We start from the raw sequence: 17,464 nt of genomic DNA, 5'->3' as shown, positions 1-17,464 counted from the left end.
AGCAAATCATGACTTTCCGGCCATGTCAACCATTATCCCTTAAGACGGCCGGCGGGCTGACGATAGCGTCCGGCGGCCGAACATAAACCGGCGTGAAACCGTCCAGTGATTCTGTATCGTTGTCTCGAAGCCGCCGGAGACCCAGGTGGGCGACCGTTTCCGGCCGGATGTCGTTCTGAAAGGGAAGGGCGAACCGGGCTTCGCTGCCGGCGATGCTTTCAATCACCGACCGGTAAACGCCGGCGCCGGTCCCGACAAACAGGCAGGGCCCGCTGAACCGCGCGGCGGCCTCTTCCGGGGGGATTACCACCTCTCCCGTGAGCGGTTCCAGGGCGTTGTCCCGGAAACGATACCAGCAGGCGTAAACCTGGCCCTTGCGGGCGTCGATCAGGGCGCAGACGGGGAAAACGCAGCCGGAAAACGGGTAGGCCAGGGCCTCCAGGCTGGAAACACTGGTCACGGGTTTTCCGCCGGCCGCCGCCAGCCCCTTGATGGTGCTGATGCCGATGCGCAAACCGGTAAAACTTCCCGGGCCCCGCACCGCCGCGAATCCGTCCAGGTCGGCCACCGTCAGGCGACATGAATTCAACGTCCGGTCGATGAGGGGAAGCAGTTGACGGGCATGGGTTTCCCCGCTGTTGATGACGGCGTGGGCGGACACGGTCCCCTCGTCCACCACGGCCACTCCGCAGGCCGGCGTGGCGGTATTGACGGCCAGGATTCTCATCTGGACTTTTTCCCGGCGGCCTTCTTCCGGGGCGTTTTTTTCCCGGCCTGTTTTTTTATGGCGTTCTTTTTCCCGGCCGGTTTTCCGGGTTTGATTTTCAGCGCGACGGGGAGAACCTTGTCCATGGAATCCACAAAGATAAAATTCACTTTCCGCTTGACCTCGCCGGGGATTTCCGAGATGTCCTTGCGGTTTTTTTCCGGAACGATAATGGTTTTTATCCCCGCCCTCAAAGCGCCCAGGGCCTTTTCCTTTAATCCGCCCACGGGCAGCACCCGGCCGCGCAGGGTGATCTCTCCGGTCATGGCCACGTCGCTGTTGACCGGCGATCCGGTCAGCATGGAGATCAGCGCGGAGGCGATGGCCACGCCGGCGGAAGGCCCGTCCTTGGGGATGGACCCGGCCGGGACATGGATATGGATATCGGTATTGTCCAGGACGGCGGGTTTGAGGCCGAATTTTTTCAGGTTCGCCCGGGCGTATGTCAGGGCCGCCCGGGCCGACTCCTGCATGATTTCACCCAGCTGGCCGGTCAGAATCAGTTCCCCCTTGCCCGGGAAGAAGGACACTTCCACGTACATGGCCTCCCCGCCGGTCTGGGTCCAGGCCAGGCCGGTGGACAGGCCGACCTGGCTTTCTTCCTTGTCCATTTCGGGAATGAACCGGGGGATGCCGAGGTACTTGTTCAGGTTGGCGGCGGTAACGGTCTGGGAGGTCTTTTCCCCTTCGGCTATTTTCCGGGCAATCTTGCGGCAGACCGTGCCCAGTTCCCGTTCCAGGTTTCGCAGGCCGGCCTCGGCGGTGAAATTATTGATGATCTTCAGAATGGCCGATCCGCTGATGGATACCTGCTTATCCTTGAGGCCGTTTTCCTTGAGTTGCCGCGGCAGCAGGTATTTTTCGGCGATCTTCTTTTTCTCTTCCTCGGTGTATCCCGGGATGTTGATGATTTCCATGCGGTCATAGAGGGCGTGCGGAATGCCGTCGGGCTGGTTGGCCGTCAGGATGAACAGCACCTTGGAAAGATCAAAGGCGATATTAAGATAGTGATCGGAAAACTCCGTGTTCTGTTCCGGGTCCAGGGCCTCCAGCAGGGCGGCCGATGGATCTCCCCGGAAATCGGAGCCCAGCTTGTCGATTTCATCCATGATAAATACCGGGTTCTTCGAACCGCCCTGTTTCAGTCCCTGGATGATGCGGCCGGGCAGGGCGCCGATGTATGTCCGGCGGTGGCCGCGGATTTCGGCTTCGTCGCGGATGCCGCCCAGGGAAACGCGCACGAACTTGCGGCCCATGGCCCGGGCGATGGATTTGCCCAGGGAGGTTTTGCCCACTCCGGGAGCGCCGATAAAACAGAGAATCGGGCCTTTCATTTCCGGATTGAGTTTTCTCACGCTCAGGTATTCGAGGATGCGGTCCTTGACGTTGTTCAGTCCGTAGTGATCCTCATCCAGGATGGCCTTGGCCTTTTTGATGTCCAGGACGTCCTTGGTGGTATGGTGCCAGGGGATATCCGCCATCCAGTCCAGATAGGTCCTGACAATGGACGCCTCCGAAGAGTCGGGATGCATCTGGCCCAGGCGCTTGAGCTGGCGGTCGGCCTCGGCCCGGGCGTGCTTGGGCATGCGGGCTTTTTTGATGCGCTCGGCGTATTCATTGATTTCAATGGTCCGTTCATCCGTCTCTCCCAGTTCCTTGTTGATGGCGCGCATCTGTTCCCTCAGGTAGTAATCCCGCTGGGTCTTGAAAATCTCGTCTTTGACGTTGGAGTGAATCCGGGCCTGAATGGTGGACAGGTCGATTTCGCGGGAGAGGGTTTCATTGATCCGGGTCAACCGTTGAATGGGATCGATGGTCTCCAGAAGCTCCTGGGCCTCTTCGATTTTCAGCTTCAGGTTGGAGGCGATCAGATCGGCCAATTTGCCGGGATCGTCCATGCTTTCCAGGATGCCGTCGATTTCGGCGGACATTTCGCCGCGCAGGGTCAGGATTTTTTCGCATTGCTCCCGAACGGTGCGCATCAATGCCTCGGCCTGGATGTCGATATTTTCAAGGGGCGTTTCCTTGATGAGTTCGACCTTGACCCAGTAACCCGGCGGCGCTTCCACGTACTCGGTGATTTTTGCTTTGGCAATGCCCTGGACCAGGGTTTTCAGGTGGCCGTCGGGCAGTTTGAGCATGCGCAGGATTTTTCCGACGGTGCCGACCCGGTAGATGCTGTCCGGCGTGGGAACTTCGTCGGCCGGGTCTTTCTGGGAAACCAGCAGCAGGTATTTGCTGGGAGTGGCCATGGCAGCCTCCACCGAGGCGATGGACCGCTCCCGCCCGATAAACAGCGGCAGAACCATGTCAGTGAAGATCACCACGTCCCGTATCGGCAAAAGCGGCAGTTTTTCCGGAACATCCGGGTCCAGATCCTGTTCTTCAAGTATATTGATGAGGTCGTCTTTGTCGGTTTCACCCATGGTTTTCATTCCTTTACGGTCATTTTTGAAAAATAATATAATGCTTCTTTACCTTTTTACAACCGACTTTACCACCAATATCTCCCGGCGTTTCAACAAATTTGCGTTGCGGCTGGGGGTCAGTCTGTGAAAAAAAGGTTAAGTGTTTGAATAAAAGGGGCATTAAGCTGTTCTTGTCGGGCCGTAACACCGGCGCCGGCCCTGAAAAAGCAATTTTGGCTGCTTTGTTCCGCCGGTCTTGCTTTTTAAGCGGTAACCCCGTAGTATCAAAATCCATGCGGAGGTTTGGCCATAAATATGATTAACATTCCGGAATCTATTGTAAAAATTTTTGTTTTCGTGTGGGGAGCCTGCCTGGGCAGTTTTCTGAACGTCTGTATTTACCGGCTGCCCCTGGGAAAATCGATTGTCTTCCCGCCTTCGTCCTGCCCCCAGTGTGAGCGGCGAATCAGGCCCTGGGACAATATTCCGGTGATCAGCTGGCTGCTGCTCGGCGGCCGCTGCCGGAGCTGCGGTCTGAATATTCCCTTCCGGTACTGGCTGGTCGAGGTCATGACCGGCCTGGCGGCCCTGGCTGTTTACGCCCGGTTCGGTCTGACGGCGGCGGGCGTCTTTCTTTTCGCCTTTGTCGCCGCCCTGATCGTGGTCATTTTTATTGATATCGATTACCGCATCATACCCGACGGCATCACCCTTCCCGGCATTGTCATCTGTTTCCTGGCGGCGGTTTTTATCGGGAAAATGCCCTGGACCGAACCGCTTCTGGGGATCCTGGCCGGCGGCGGCAGCCTGTATCTGGTGGCCCTGGTTTATAAACTGCTGACCGGGACGGACGGCATGGGCATGGGTGATGTCAAGCTGCTGGCCATGATCGGCGCCTGGTGCGGCTGGGTGGGCGTGCTGTTTATCATCCTGGTCAGCTCCGCGGCCGGTACCCTGGCGGGACTGATGACCATGGCCGTTTACCGGAAAAACCTGATGAAACTGGCCCTGCCCTATGGTCCGTTCCTGGCCCTGGGGGCGATACTGTACGTTTTCTACGGGCCGGAAATAATATGGTGGTACTTCGGGATGATGGGGTATTAAACCTTTGGCTTTCAATCCCTAGGCCGGGCATAATCCCGGGGGTAAGTTACTGGAGGAAAGATGGACTCATTAACGGCTTTATCCGTCCTGGATGGCCGCTACGCGGCCATGACCACGGATCTGACGGATATTTTTTCCGAGGCCGGGCTGATCCGGAACCGGGTGACGGTGGAACTGCAATGGCTCAAGTTTCTGGGCCGCGATCTGCGCCTGTTCGACCTGTCGGCCGAAGACGCGGAAAAAATCGACGCCATCGGCCGGGCCTTTGATGTCAATCGGGCCCGGGCCGTCAAGGATATCGAAAAGACGACCAATCACGACGTCAAGGCCGTGGAATATTACATCAAGGGCGAACTCGAGACCGCCGGCCTGGGCGCCGTCAAGGAGTGGACCCATTTTGCCTGCACCTCCGAGGATATCAATAACTCAGCCTATGCCCTGATGATCCGGCAGGGCCGGACCGTCGTGGCCGGGGCCCTGGCCGCGCTGCTCAAGGTCGTGGAGGATATGGCCACGGCCCATAAGGCGGTGCCCATGATGGCCCGGACCCACGGTCAGCCGGCCACACCCACCACCGTGGGCAAGGAGTTTGTCAATTTCGCCTGGCGGCTGTCCCGGGAACTGGAAAAGTTTCTGGCTGCCGAGATCCAGGCCAAGCTCAACGGCGCCTCCGGCAATTTCAACGCCCACCTGGCGGCCTTTCCCGATATCGACTGGATCGCCGCCTCCAGGCGGTTTATCGCCGACTATCTGGGCGCGGCGCCCCTGCTGTTCACCACCCAGATCAACCCCTATCATTATATATCCGAGCTGCTTCAGATCATGATCCGTTTTTCCGGCGCCCTGATCGATCTGGACCGGGACATGTGGGGATATATTTCATTGGGCTATTTCACCCAGAAGCTCAAACCCGGTGAAGTGGGTTCATCGACCATGCCCCACAAGGTCAACCCTATTGACTTTGAGAACAGCGAGGGCAACCTGGGTGTGGCCATTTCTCTGATGTCCCACCTGTCCGTCAAGCTGTTGCACTCCCGCTTCCAGCGGGACCTGACCGACAGTACGGTCCTGCGGAACATGGGTGCCGTCTTCGGCTATGTGCTCATCGGCATCAAAAACTGCCTCAAGGGGATGGGTAAGCTGGCCGTCAACCGCGCGGCCATTCAGGCGGACCTGGACAACAATCCGGCCCTGCTGGCCGAACCCATCCAGACGGTGATGCGCATGTGCGGCGAAGCGGACCCGTATGAAAAGCTCAAGGCCCTGACCCGGGGGAAAACCATATCCTCGGCTGATCTCTGCCGGCTGGTCGATTCCCTGGAAAAGGTTCCGGCCGATTGCCGGCAGCGGCTGCGGGCCCTGACCTGCGATGCCTACACCGGCGTGGCGGAACAGCTGGTGGACGCCTATTTCAGTGCCCGGCAGGGCAAAGATGACGGACGATAGCCCCCATTCCGGAACAGCGATCTTCAAAAAAACTTGCAAAATGCGATTGGCGCGCATAGACTTTCAAAAATTTTATCGACCTGCCGGTCGATAATATCGGGCGGGGAAAGCGGACTGATGCCGCGCGGTTGTTTTTCAGATTTGTTTATTCCAATCCGGATGGTGGTCGACATCCGGATTTATTTTACTGGCCGGGATATTTGACATAACGGATTCAATATCCGGTCTCGTCATGGAAAAAAGTTCAGAGGAGAAAAAAATGAAACGTACCCTGATCAGAGGTACCGGGCGGTATCTGCCCGAGCGGTTGGTGACCAACGAAGACATGACGCAATGGATGGATACCTCGGATGAGTGGATCCGCAAACGGACCGGCATCGAACAGCGTTACTGGATCAAGCCCGAGGGCGAGACCGGCGCCTCCGATCTGGGGTTGTACGCTTCTAATATCGCCCTGGAGAAGGCCGGCTGGACCGCCAAAGATCTGGACCTGATCATTTTTGCCACCTTGAGCCCGGACATCACTTTCCCGGGATCGGGCTGCCTGCTCCAGCACAAGCTGGGCCTGACCGACACCCCGGCCCTGGATATCCGGCAGCAGTGTACCGGCTTTATTTACGGGCTGGCCACGGCCGATGCCTATATCCGCAGCGGGCTGGCCAACCGGATCCTCTTTGTCGGTGCCGAAGTCCACAGCACCGGCCTGGATATTTCCACCAAAGGCCGGGACGTGACCGTGATCTTCGGGGACGGCGCGGCCGCAGTCTGCCTGGAAGGGGTGGAGACCGAGGAGAATATCGGCGTTCTGGCCTCGGTCCTGCACGCCCAGGGCGAGTTCGCCGAAAGCCTGTGCGTGGAAGCGCCGGCGTCAAGAATTTATCCCAGCCGGATTGATCATCAGTTGATAGACGAAGGCCGCCATTATCCCAGGATGAACGGCAAGCTGATTTTCAAGATGGCGGTGACGAAACTGCCGGAAGTGACCCTGGAAGTCATGGCCAGAGCCGGCATGACCTCCATGGATGAAATCGATCTGATCATCCCCCATCAGGCCAACCTGCGCATCAACGAATTTTACCAGGAGATCATGAAACTGCCGGCCGGAAAGATTTACAACAACATTCAGAAGTACGGCAATACCACGGCGGCCACCATACCCCTGGCGCTTGATGAAGTGATGGAGCAGGGGCGGTATAAGAAGGGCGATACCGTGCTTTTCCTGGGATTGGGAGCGGGGGTGACCTGGGGAGCCAATCTGTACCGGCATGGGTAATTGTCGTCCTTTTCTTTGACGCAAAGAAAAGGACCAAAAGAAACATTGGCCGGCAGCTTGGCCACGCCGCGGGCGTGGCTTCCCTCGCGCGAACGATTTTTTCGGCGCGGGCAGAAACTCGCTCGGGAACCGGTTCTAAACCCTGTTTCCCGGTTGACGAAATATCACCTCTTTATCGCCTTCATCAGGGATTGGCGCTCGGACAGTCTGCCCGCTGTTTCCGAAAAAACCGTTCGCCCTCGGCGGCGCTGCAACGGGCAGGGGGGAGCATAGAGGTACTTAATAATAGAGGAAATCCGTATGCTGGAACCGGAATTCGTGGTCGCTTGGTGTCCATGTCAGGCGATTGATAGAAATGCGGGGGATTTAAATCGGGATCTGTCATAGAAGAGGAAGCAACACGTGTCTGTCCGGCAACGCAAGCACAACCATAGCGTAAAGTACACGATCAATGTTGTCCTTGTACTCCTCTTCGGGTTGTTACTGTTGCCTTGCGTATGCCCGGCGGAAGTCGCCGTTATCCCGGTCAAGTACAGTAAGAGTGCCGAACTGCTGCCCCTGGTAAAAGGCCTGCTGTCGCCACGAGGGTCAGCCACCTTCAATGAGCGCACTCATTCGCTGGTGGTGGTGGACGAACCGGAAAACATCAATGCCGTCCGCTCCTTTTTGTCCCGTCACGACGTTCCGGGCAAACAGGTGAAAATAAGAGTCCGGTTCGATTCCGACCGGTTGACCGGCCGTCAAGCCGCGTCCGGCAGCGCCAGCAGCCGGGACGGGGTGCGGATCAGCTACGGACAGAGCAGCGTCCGCGAACAGGGCGATAGCGAGTATTTTATCCTGGCCACGTCCGGCAGTCCGGCTTATATCCGAACGGCCACCGATATCCCTTATAAGGAGAGGTGGCTGACCCTGGGGCAACGGCACGCGGAAATTTCGGAAACACTGGTTTTTCAGCGGGTCGAGACCGGCATGGAGGTTACGCCAATTGTCCGGGGGGGGTACGCCGACATCACCATTACGCCGCGAATCTCCTACCTGGATGACCGGGGCGGTCAGACCGTTGTCCGCTGTACCGAAGCGTCCACGTCCGTCTCGGTGCCGCTGGGCCAGTGGACAACCATCGGCGGGACCGGTTCCTCCGAAAGCGAAGAAATGAAAGCCATCCTTGGCGGCTCGCGGGAAAATCGCAAAGCCTCGACGTCCATTTCCCTGATGGTCGAGTAAACGCATTACTTCATCAGCATTTTCAGATAACGCCGTGAGATGGGACCGACGCCGTCTTGCCGGCATTCAACCCTTGCGGAATACTGCCGGAGATGATAATTTTTTTTCAAAACGTGTCCACTGTTTTAAAGAAATCACTCCGGCATGTCACAGACACAAGACAATGATAGAAATTTTAGCGGTAAGCCGCATGAGGCCGGAGATAAGGCTGCCTCCGGTTTTCTTTATACCCTTCCGTTCCCCCTGCTTCTGTTGACAGTGATCATCATGTGCACAAGGCCGGTAATGGACGCTGATATATGGTTCCATCTGGCTTATGGAAAATATATCCTCACCAACAAGACCCTGATTCTGGACCATCGGATTTTCACCTGGACTCCCGCCAGCAACGATATCGTCTACTGCCAATGGCTTGCGCAAGCGTTTCTTTATGTCTGCTATGAGATGGGCGGCCGCGCCTTCCTGTTCGCGGTAAGGTATGCCACCTTTTTGACATACTTGATGCTTCTCTATTTTTATATCCGCAGGCATGACCTGGCTCACCAGCCGACGGCATGGCTGATCGCGTTTTTGTCTTTAATCATCAGTTCCAGCGCCATCATCATCAAACCCAATATGTTTTCCTGCATATTTATGCAGTTGTTTGTCTTGATCTGGTTTCAACTCAAGACCGCGACCGGAAAAGACGTCTGCTGGTGTTATGCCTATCCGGTTTTAACCATATTCTGGGTGAATACTCACGGCGTATGGATATTCGGATTGGCTTACTTATGCGTTATCGGTGCGGGAGAAATAATGAACATGGTTTTTTCTCCTGATAAGGCATTGAATCCAATTATCCGAAAGCATTTTTTTGTCGCCGTTATCCTCAGCGCGTTGGCGACACTGGTGAACCCTTATGGCTGGGTGTATCCTTTTCAGGTGGTTGAGTCTATGTTCAGCGCTGAGTTCAAGACCCATTTTGCCACGAATTTAGATTATGTATCATTGTATACCATGATACGTGTTTTCGGGGGATTAACGGAATACAACACGTTGTTCCTTCTTATTGTCTCGGTATTTATTTTTTTGATGCTGTTCCGGCATCAGATCAAATCCCGTTCTCTTGACTGGACCATTCTGCTGCCGTTTTTATTGTTCGCTTTCTTATATGTTTATATTTCCAGGACCATGTTCCTGTACGCTTCAGTTTTTGCTTTCAGCTCTTTTTATCTTCTCTGTCGCCGCCAAGTTGCCGGGATCTGGACGCCGGCCGGCACGACCTTCTCTCGCGTTCTTCTCTTTTTTCTGTTTGCCGGAATGCTGGTTTACTTTAATGCATTGAATATTTATTCGGGGGGAGACTGGCTGGGGTTCGGCACAGTAGATGACGCCCCGATAGAAGAAACCGGATTTCTAAAAGATCATTTCCATGGACCACGAATCGGAAATGATTATGAGAGCGGCAGCTATCTGTCCTGGATGTTATGGCCCCAAGTAAAAACCGCAATTGATTCCAGATATTTTCCATTCGAAGCGTGGTATCCTGAATATATCCGGTTCATACAGGGCGTTGACGTTAATCGGTTTTTAGAAAAGTTTGCCTGTGACCTCTGGTGTATCGGTCTTGATAAACCGGTCATTAATTATTTTTTACAGGCCCCGGACTGGGTCTTGATTTTTTACGGTTCCTGGGACGCGGTGTTTATAAAAAAAGGCAGCGATCTGATAGACGTCCGTGAAAAAACGGTTTCAACGTCAATCTTAAAAATTAAAAACACGCGCCGTCTCCTGCAACTCATCCGTTTCGCTCAACGTGTCGGGGATTTTCATGTCGCCCTGGATCTGATTGAAAACGCGCGCCTGATCAAAGGGAGATCGCAATTAAAAAGCAGATTATACGCCAGTCTAGCGGGGGAAAAATTTAAGGCGGGAGATTGGGCCGGGGCGTCTTTGTTGTTTTCCAGGGCGCTGGAAGAAGATCCGGACAACATTGATGGCCTTTATGGCCTGGGGGTGAGCAGGTTCGCTGTAGGCGACTTGTCTTCAGCGGAGCGTCATTTGGGCAGCGTCAGGAAAATGAATGCCAACTACAAAGAGGCGAATCAGTATCTGGACCGTGTTTTGAATCAGAAGCGACAGGTTCAGGAGTCTATCAGGAATATCAGTGAATCCTTGCGCCATAACCCGGGAAACGCTGATTTGTATTGTCAGCTTGGTTTACTGCACGAAATGAACGGGGATTCCGAGAAGGCTGAAGCGCATTACCAAAAAGCACTGGCGATAGATCCTGACTCTCTTGGCGTCTTGAACAGCCTGGCTTGCCTGGGCGTAAAGAAGAAACAGTACGCTCATGCCGTTGAATATTACGCAAAAATGTTTTCATTGCAGCCGGATTCACCCAGCGCGGGAAAGATATGTTATAATATCGGATGTTTATATTCTCTTCAGGGAGAAGAAGATAAGTCCGTTTACTGGTTAAAACGCGCCGTCGAAAAGGGTTATGATAATTGGAATCAGATAAAAACAGATAGTGATTTAAACAATATCAGGGGGTCCGCTGAATATCAGGATTTAGTGCGCTGTTCCGATGATCGATAGCGTTGCCGTAATAATAAAGGGCATCTCTGAAGATACCCAGATACTTTCTCTTGGCCCCTTGACCCCTTGTTCCCTTTTTTACTTCATCAGCATTTCCAGGTAATGCCGTGAGATAGGATCGACACCATCAAATTGATGGGCGGCGTTCTTGTTCTTTTCCGCCATCTGCTTGCGGAGACCGTCGGCCAGAACTTTGCCCAGTTCCACCCCGAACTGGTCAAAGGGATTGATTCCCCAGATGAAGGCCTCATAAACCGTACGGGCTTCGTAAAAGGCGATCAGCCGGCCGATGGCGGCCGGGGACAGATCCGGGACAATGATGGTGGACGAGGGCCGGTTGCCGGAAAAACACTTGTGCGGGTCGTCCGACTGTTTCCCCTCGGCCAGGGCCCGGGGCTGGGAGATGAGGTTGGCCCACAGTTCCTGGTGGTTAGTGACGCCTTTGGACATCTCCTGGTACTGGCCATACTGGGGCGTGATCACGCCGATGAATTCAACCGGGAAGGGATTGCCCTGGTGGGCCAGCTGGAAGAAGGAATGCTGGGCGTTGGTGCCCGGCTCGCCGAAGATGATGACGCCGGTGGGCACTTCCACCGGTGCCCCGTCGGCGGTGACGGCCTTGCCGTTGCTCTCCATGTAAAGCTGCTGGATGTGCGGCGCCAGTTCGGCCAGGGGCGACGAATAGGGAATGACGGCCTGACAGCGGTAGCCGAGGAAATTGTTGTTCCAGATGCTGATCAGGGCGGCGATCAGGGGCATGTTCTTTTCCGGCGGCGCGGACAGGCAGTGGACGTCCATGTCATTGGCCCCCCGCAGGAACGCTTCGAACCGGTCATACCCCAGATAGAGGCTTAAGGGGAGCCCGCCCACCGCCGAGGTAACACTGTAGCGGCCGCCGATAAAATCAAACATATGAAAGGCGCGCATGACCGGAAAGGCGCCCGGGTCGTCCGGCCGGTCGCCGGGGCTGCCCTTGCTGGTCACACCCACGAAATGGCGGGCCGGGTCGAGGCCTCTGTGTTCCATGAACCGCCGGGCCTGATTGGCGTTGGCCATGGTTTCGGCGGTGGTGAAGGTCTTGGAGACCACGATCCAGAGGGTGGTCTCCGGGTCGATGCGGGCGGCGATCCGGCCGAAGTCGTGGATGTCCACGTTGGCCAGAAAATGGAGGGTGATGCCCTTGTCGGCCACGGCCTCCAGGGAACGGGCCACGCACTCCGTGCCCAGGTAGGAGCCGCCGATGCCGATGACCACCACGTGTCGGAAGGGTTTACCGGTGGAGCCGGTCACGGTCCCGTTGTGGACGGCCGCGGAAAACGCCCTGATTTCCTCCAGCACCCGCCGGATTTCCGCGGTTACGTCCAGGCCGTCGGCAGTGAGCGGTTTGCCGGAAAGGTCCCGGGCCGCGGTGTGGAGGGCGGCCCGCTTCTCGGTGACGTTAACGACGGCGCCGCTGGCCATGGCCCGGAACTGATCCGTGACCTTCCTTGCCCCGGCCAGTTCCAGCAGCAGGTCCATGACGGACTGGTCAACCCGCTGCCGCGAAAAATCATAGAAAAAACCGGAACCGGCCAGCGAAAAGTCCTCCAGCCGCCGCGGGTCGGCGGTGAGATTTTTCAGGTGCATTTCAGGCCGGGTCATGGTTTCCGCCTGGCGGGTCAGGCGCTGCCAGACATCGAGACGGGTGAGTGATTCTTTCTGCATGGTCATTTCTCCGACTTGTTGTCGCGGGTTTCTCACAATCCAATCGGAGAAGAGGATTCAGGGAAACGGGGGCAGGGGGCAAGCGACCCTAGGCCCCTTGACCCCTTGAACCCTCGACTCCTTACGGGCGAAGCCCGTTATTCTTTTTCACGGTTGGCCGCTTCGATGACCTTGTTGGCTTCCTGGGCCGGCATGATCTCATAATGAGAGAAGGTCAAGGTGAATTTTCCCCGGCCGCCGGTCATGGACCTGAGGTCCGGGTCGTAGGTCTGGAATTCGGACATGGGCACAATGGCCTTGATGATCTGGTTTTTGCCCTTGCTGTCCATGCCCAGCACCCGGCCGCGCTTGCTGTTCAGGTCGCCCATGACGTCGCCCATGAACTCTTCCGGGGTGGTGACGACGATTTCCATGATGGGTTCGAGCAGCACCGGACCGGCTTCCACCGCTGCTTTTTTGAAGGCCAGGGAACCGGCGATTTTAAAGGCCATTTCCGAAGAGTCCACCGCGTGGTAGGAACCGTAATCCAGAATGGCCCGGAAATCCACGCAGGGGAACCCGGCAATGGGGCCGGCCACGCAGGCTTCCTGGATGCCCTTATCCACCGCCGGAATATAGTTCCGGGGAATGGCTCCGCCGACGATCTTGTCGACGAATTCATAGCCGCCGCCCCGTTCCATGGGTTCCAGCTGAACCCAGCAGTCGCCGAACTGGCCGTGACCGCCGGACTGTTTCTTGTGCCGGCCCTGGACCCGCACCGATTTGGTGATGGTCTCCCGGTAGGGAATCTTGGGAACACTCAAGGTGACTTCCACGTTGAATTTGCGTTTCAGTCGCTCCACCGCGGTTTCGATGTGGATCTGGCCCCGCCCGGCCAGCATGATGGCCCGGGCTTCGGCGTTGCGTGACAGCTGCAGCGCCGGATCTTCTTCGATAAGCTTGTTGATGGAGGACTGAAGCTTGTCTTCATCGCCCTTGTTCTTGGGCTCGACCTGGAATGAAATGACCGTGGGCAGGGGCTCGGCGCATTCGAAGACGACTTTCCGGGTCGGGTCGCAGATGGTGTTGCCGGTATTGGTGTTCTTGAGCTTGGCCAGGGCGACGATGGAGCCCGGCACGGCGCCGGTGGAAATCTTCTGCTTTTTCCCGACCGGCACCAGCAGCTGGTTGTACCGCTCGCTGGTGTCGGTTTTGACGTTGAGAAAAGTGCCGTCCGTGCCCATCTTGCCGGAAACCACCCGGAACAGGGAAAGGCGGCCGGCAAAGGGATCGGCTACGGTTTTAAAGACAAAGGCCGCCAGCGGTTCGTTGGCGTCGGGCAGGCAGGTCACTTCATTGCCGTCGGTGTCTTTGGCTTTCCAGGCGCCCCGGTCGGCCGGCGAGGGCAGGCAGTTGACGACAAAATCGGACAGCAGGTCGATGCCGATGCGGGAGGTGGCGGCGCCGCACAGCACCGGCACGAAGAGTCGCGACAGGATCCCTTTTTTCAAGGCGGTGTTCAACTCTTCGTCGCTCAAGGATTCTCCTTCCAGGTACCGTTCCAGCAGGGAGTCGTCGGCTTCGGCGATGTTTTCGATGAGGGCCTCTTTTTCCGCTTCCGCCTCTTCCTTCATGTCCGCCGGAATTTCGCCGGTGGTGCGGTTGCCGCTGGCGTCATAGGTGTGGGCCTTCATGTTGATCAGGTCGACCACGCCGGAGAATTTTTCCTTTTCGCCGATGGGCAGCTGCAGCAGAATCAGTTTGGGCTGGGCCAGGATATCCCTGGCGTCGCTGAGGGCCTGCTGGAAATCGGCCCGCTCTTTGTCGAGCTTGTTGATGAAGACAGCGCAGGGGATATGGCGCGTGGCGGCGAATTCCCAGGACTCCTCCGTTTGCACCTTGACGCCGTCGACGCTGTCGATGACGATAACGGCCGCGTCGGCCGCCTGCATGCAGCTGATGGAATCGGAGAAGAAGTTCTGGTCGCCGGGAGTGTCCAGCAGGTTGATGATGTGTTTCTTCCATTCATGCTGAAATATCCCGGTAGTGATGCTGGAACCGCGCTTGACCTCTTCCGGCTCGGAATCCATGGCGGTGTTGCCTTCCTCCACCCGGCCGAAACGGTCGATGGCTTTGGCGTTGAACAGCATGCCTTCGGAAATCATGGTTTTACCCGATCCGGCGTGACCGGCCAGGACGATATTTCTGATTTTTTCTACCTGCTCATCCATTTAACGCTCCTCTTCCGATATCAGGGTTAACGACTGTCGGCATGACAGCGACGGACATATTCCGTAATTACGAAAGGTTCTGCTATAAATTCAAAACGATTAGCCTATCTTTTCGGGAAAAGCAAGGCTAAAAACATTAAAAAATTCTACATTCCCCTTGGGCCCGATGATCGGCGAGACCACCGGTGTCCGGCCGTTCAGCCCCTGTTCCCCGGCAAAGGCGGATATATCCGTCAGCACTTCCCGGTGATCGGCCGGGTCGCGGACGACGCCCCCTTTGCCCACGCGGCCCTTGCCGATTTCAAACTGGGGCTTGATCAGGGCCACGATCAGACCGTCGGGTTTGAGAAACTTAATCACCGCCGGGATGACGATTTTAAGGGAGATGAAGGAAACGTCGATGGTGATCAGGTCGACCTTTTCCGGCAGGGCCTTTTCCTGCAGGTGCCGGATGTTGGCCCGTTCGATGACCGTCACCCGCTCGTCCTGGCGCAGCTTCCAGGCCAGTTGGCCGTAGCCCACGTCCACGGCAATCACTTTCCGGGCCCCGTGCTGGAGGAGACAGTCGGTGAAGCCGCCGGTAGAGGCGCCTACATCCAGGCAGACCCGGTCCCGGGCATCGACGGCGAAGGCGGTCAGGGCGGCCTCCAGTTTCAAGCCGCCGCGGCTGACATAACGGCAGGTCTCCTTGACGGCGATGTCGGCGTCACCGGCGACCAGATGCCCCGGCTTGACGACGGTTTCGCCGGCGACCTGGACGTCGCCGCTCATAATCATGGCCTGGGCGCGGTGACGGGATTCCGCCAGACCCCTTTCCACCAGGAGTTGGTCGATTCGTTTTTTGTTTTCAGGACTCATGGGATGAGATCAGGTCCAGGGCGGCCGCCATGACGGCATCGGCGTCGATCCGGTAAAGGGACCGGAGTTCACTCTGGGAACCGTGTTCCACGAAGGTGTCCCGGATGCCCAGCCGTCTGACGGAAACGCCGGAAGTGCCGGCGTCATTTAAGGCTTCCAGGACAGCGCTGGAAAATCCGCCGACCAGCAGGCTCTCCTCGACAGTGACCACCCGGGGGATCTTCTCCGCCAGGGTGCAGATCAATTCCGTGTCCAGGGGCTTGATGAAACGGCAGTTGACCACCGTGGCCGATATGCCTTTCTCGGTCAGTCGGCCGGCGGCCGTCAGGGCCTGGCAGACGGTGCTGCCCACGGCCAGAATCAGCACGTCTCCGCCGGACTGCAGCACCTCGCCCCGACCGACGGGCAGGGGGGCGATGCTCGGCTGGATGACCGCACCCGGACCGCGTCCCCGGGGGTATCGCACCGCGGCCGGCCCGTCATGCTGCACTGCGGTCAGCAGCATCCGCCTCAGCTCGTTTTCATCGGCCGGCGCCATGACAATCATGTTGGGCATGCTGCGCAGGTAGGACAGGTCGAACAGGCCGTGATGGGTGGGGCCGTCCTCGCCCACGATACCGGCCCGATCGATGGCAAAAGTGACCGGCAGGGCGTCCAGGCAGACATCGTGGATGATCTGGTCATAGGCCCGCTGGAGAAAGGTGGAATAGATGGCCACCACCGGCCGCAGCCCCTCGACGGCCATGCCGGCGGCAAAGGTGACGCCGTGCTGCTCGGCGATGCCGACGTCGAAGAAGCGGTCGGGAAAGGCTTCGGCAAAAGCGGTCAGTCCGGTTCCTTCCGGCATGGCGGCGGTCACGGCCACGATACGCTGGTCATTTTTCGCCAGCTCCACCATGGTGTCGCCGAAGACCTGGGTGTAGGTGGGGCTGTGTCTTCGGGCGGGGACGCAGTTCCCGGTTTCCTTTTCAAAGGCACCGACGCCGTGAAAATAGACCGGGTTCTTCTCGGCCGGCGGATAACCCTTACCCTTGGTTGTGGTGACGTGCAGCAGCACCGGTTCCCTGATTTCCCGGATGTTTTGCAGGATATTAATCAGCTGCTTGATGTTATGACCGTTGATGGGGCCGAAATATTCGAAGTTGAAGGCTTCAAACAGCATGCCCGGGGTGACGAAGGTCTTAAAGGATTCTTCTGAGCGCTTGGCAAACTGGTAGATATCGTCCCCTATCTTGGGCAGGGCCCGGAGCAGTTCCCCCAACTCTTTCCGCCACTCCTGAAGGTAAGTGGCCGACAGCGTCCGGCTCAGAAAGGAGGAGATGGCGCCTACATTGCGGGTGATGGACATTTCGTTGTCGTTGAGAATGACGATCAGATTTTTGTCCTTGTGCTGGTAGCCGGCCTGGTTGAATCCTTCATAGGCCAGGCCCGCGGTAAGCGAACCGTCGCCGATGACGGCGATGACGCTGGCGGGGTCGTCCCGGAGGTCGTTGGCGCAGAGTAAACCGAGCCCGGCGGAAACGGAGGTGCCGCTGTGACCGGTGGAAAAGACGTCAAAGGGGCTTTCCCCCCGGCGGGTAAAACCCGACAGGCCGCCATGCTGGCGGAGGGTGGCGAAGCGGTCGCGCCGGCCGGTCAGGATCTTGTGGGCGTAAGCCTGGTGGCCCACGTCCCAGATGACCTTGTCCACGGGAATGTTGAAGACGTAATGGATGGCGATGGCCAGTTCCACGGCCCCCAGGCTGGAAGCCAGGTGCCCGCCGGTCCGGGAAACCACGTCGACGATCAACTCTCTGATTTCCAGGGCCAGTTTGTTGAGTTCGGCCACGGAAAGCGTTTTCAGGTCTTTCGGTGAGTTGATGGTTTTTAATAGATCCACGTTAACTTCTGA

General features: G+C 57.2%; 12 protein-coding genes. 5 read left to right on the top strand and 7 right to left on the bottom strand.

Features of this window, described 5'->3' with window-relative positions:
• Nucleotides 1-25 precede the first annotated feature (25 nt).
• Genes tsaB through AB1724_18560 form a run of 3 tightly spaced genes read right to left on the bottom strand, consistent with a single transcriptional unit; the run spans nt 26 to nt 3,469 of the window.
• The gene (gene tsaB / locus AB1724_18570; GenBank protein MEW6079818.1) at nt 26-727 is read right to left on the bottom strand and encodes a tRNA (adenosine(37)-N6)-threonylcarbamoyltransferase complex dimerization subunit type 1 TsaB; all 702 of its coding nucleotides are present in this window, start codon (nt 725-727) and stop codon (nt 26-28) included.
• Nucleotides 724-3,192: an endopeptidase La gene (gene lon / locus AB1724_18565; GenBank protein MEW6079817.1), complete on the bottom strand. Its 2,469-nt coding sequence runs from the start codon at nt 3,190-3,192 to the stop codon at nt 724-726. Before lon ends, tsaB begins: the two co-directional genes overlap by 4 nt.
• Nucleotides 3,193-3,211: 19 nt before the next feature.
• Nucleotides 3,212-3,469, bottom strand: coding sequence for a hypothetical protein (locus AB1724_18560; GenBank protein ID MEW6079816.1), 258 nt, complete (start codon nt 3,467-3,469; stop codon nt 3,212-3,214).
• A 20-nt stretch (nt 3,470-3,489) separates the two neighbouring features.
• Between AB1724_18560 and AB1724_18555 the strand changes: the two genes are divergently transcribed.
• From AB1724_18555 to AB1724_18535, 5 genes are all read left to right on the top strand, one after another.
• Nucleotides 3,490-4,278 carry a prepilin peptidase gene (locus tag AB1724_18555; GenBank protein MEW6079815.1) on the top strand — a complete coding sequence of 263 codons (789 nt, stop codon included), beginning with the start codon at nt 3,490-3,492 and terminating at the stop codon, nt 4,276-4,278.
• A gap of 60 nt (nt 4,279-4,338) precedes the next feature.
• Complete coding sequence (purB, locus tag AB1724_18550; GenBank protein MEW6079814.1) at nt 4,339-5,724, top strand: adenylosuccinate lyase; 1,386 nt, start codon at nt 4,339-4,341, stop codon at nt 5,722-5,724.
• A gap of 259 nt (nt 5,725-5,983) precedes the next feature.
• Nucleotides 5,984-6,997, top strand: a complete 1,014-nt coding sequence (locus AB1724_18545) for a beta-ketoacyl-ACP synthase III (GenBank protein MEW6079813.1) — start codon at nt 5,984-5,986, stop codon at nt 6,995-6,997.
• A gap of 402 nt (nt 6,998-7,399) precedes the next feature.
• Nucleotides 7,400-8,221 (top strand): secretin N-terminal domain-containing protein, encoded by an 822-nt coding sequence (locus AB1724_18540; GenBank protein MEW6079812.1) that lies wholly within the window; start codon nt 7,400-7,402, stop codon nt 8,219-8,221.
• A gap of 144 nt (nt 8,222-8,365) precedes the next feature.
• Nucleotides 8,366-10,801 carry a tetratricopeptide repeat protein gene (locus AB1724_18535; protein ID MEW6079811.1) on the top strand — a complete coding sequence of 812 codons (2,436 nt, stop codon included), beginning with the start codon at nt 8,366-8,368 and terminating at the stop codon, nt 10,799-10,801.
• 78 nt (nt 10,802-10,879) lie between these two features.
• Here AB1724_18535 and pgi read toward each other — a convergent pair whose 3' ends face one another.
• The 4 genes from pgi to dxs all read right to left on the bottom strand — a co-directional run bounded on the left by pgi (nt 10,880) and on the right by dxs (nt 17,452).
• Entirely contained in the window at nt 10,880-12,505 is a 1,626-nt protein-coding gene (pgi, locus tag AB1724_18530; protein MEW6079810.1) for a glucose-6-phosphate isomerase, read from the bottom strand.
• A 137-nt stretch (nt 12,506-12,642) separates the two neighbouring features.
• The gene (gene fusA, locus AB1724_18525; GenBank protein MEW6079809.1) at nt 12,643-14,715 is read right to left on the bottom strand and encodes an elongation factor G; all 2,073 of its coding nucleotides are present in this window, start codon (nt 14,713-14,715) and stop codon (nt 12,643-12,645) included.
• A 99-nt stretch (nt 14,716-14,814) separates the two neighbouring features.
• Nucleotides 14,815-15,573, bottom strand: a complete 759-nt coding sequence (locus tag AB1724_18520; GenBank protein MEW6079808.1) for a TlyA family RNA methyltransferase — start codon at nt 15,571-15,573, stop codon at nt 14,815-14,817.
• Nucleotides 15,563-17,452, bottom strand: coding sequence for a 1-deoxy-D-xylulose-5-phosphate synthase (dxs, locus tag AB1724_18515; GenBank protein MEW6079807.1), 1,890 nt, complete (start codon nt 17,450-17,452; stop codon nt 15,563-15,565). Before dxs ends, AB1724_18520 begins: the two co-directional genes overlap by 11 nt.
• Between the last annotated feature and the right edge of the window lie 12 nt (nt 17,453-17,464).

Source organism: Thermodesulfobacteriota bacterium (genome assembly GCA_040753795.1).
GTDB lineage: Bacteria > Desulfobacterota > Desulfobacteria > Desulfobacterales > Desulfosudaceae > JBFMDX01.
The sequence above is the reverse complement of the archived record's forward strand: the minus strand, read 5'-3'. Positions and strand labels throughout refer to the sequence as shown.

What these genes read in the sequence shown, in the direction of transcription:
- tsaB (MEW6079818.1), bottom strand. Translation starts at nt 727, where the DNA reads ATGAGAATCCTGGCCGTCAATACCGCCACGCCGGCCTGCGGAGTGGCC.
- lon (MEW6079817.1), bottom strand. Translation starts at nt 3,192, where the DNA reads ATGGGTGAAACCGACAAAGACGACCTCATCAATATACTTGAAGAACAG.
- AB1724_18560 (MEW6079816.1), bottom strand. Translation starts at nt 3,469, where the DNA reads ATGGATTTTGATACTACGGGGTTACCGCTTAAAAAGCAAGACCGGCGG.
- AB1724_18555 (MEW6079815.1), top strand. Translation starts at nt 3,490, where the DNA reads ATGATTAACATTCCGGAATCTATTGTAAAAATTTTTGTTTTCGTGTGG.
- purB (MEW6079814.1), top strand. Translation starts at nt 4,339, where the DNA reads ATGGACTCATTAACGGCTTTATCCGTCCTGGATGGCCGCTACGCGGCC.
- AB1724_18545 (MEW6079813.1), top strand. Translation starts at nt 5,984, where the DNA reads ATGAAACGTACCCTGATCAGAGGTACCGGGCGGTATCTGCCCGAGCGG.
- AB1724_18535 (MEW6079811.1), top strand. Translation starts at nt 8,366, where the DNA reads ATGTCACAGACACAAGACAATGATAGAAATTTTAGCGGTAAGCCGCAT.
- pgi (MEW6079810.1), bottom strand. Translation starts at nt 12,505, where the DNA reads ATGCAGAAAGAATCACTCACCCGTCTCGATGTCTGGCAGCGCCTGACC.
- fusA (MEW6079809.1), bottom strand. Translation starts at nt 14,715, where the DNA reads ATGGATGAGCAGGTAGAAAAAATCAGAAATATCGTCCTGGCCGGTCAC.
- AB1724_18520 (MEW6079808.1), bottom strand. Translation starts at nt 15,573, where the DNA reads ATGAGTCCTGAAAACAAAAAACGAATCGACCAACTCCTGGTGGAAAGG.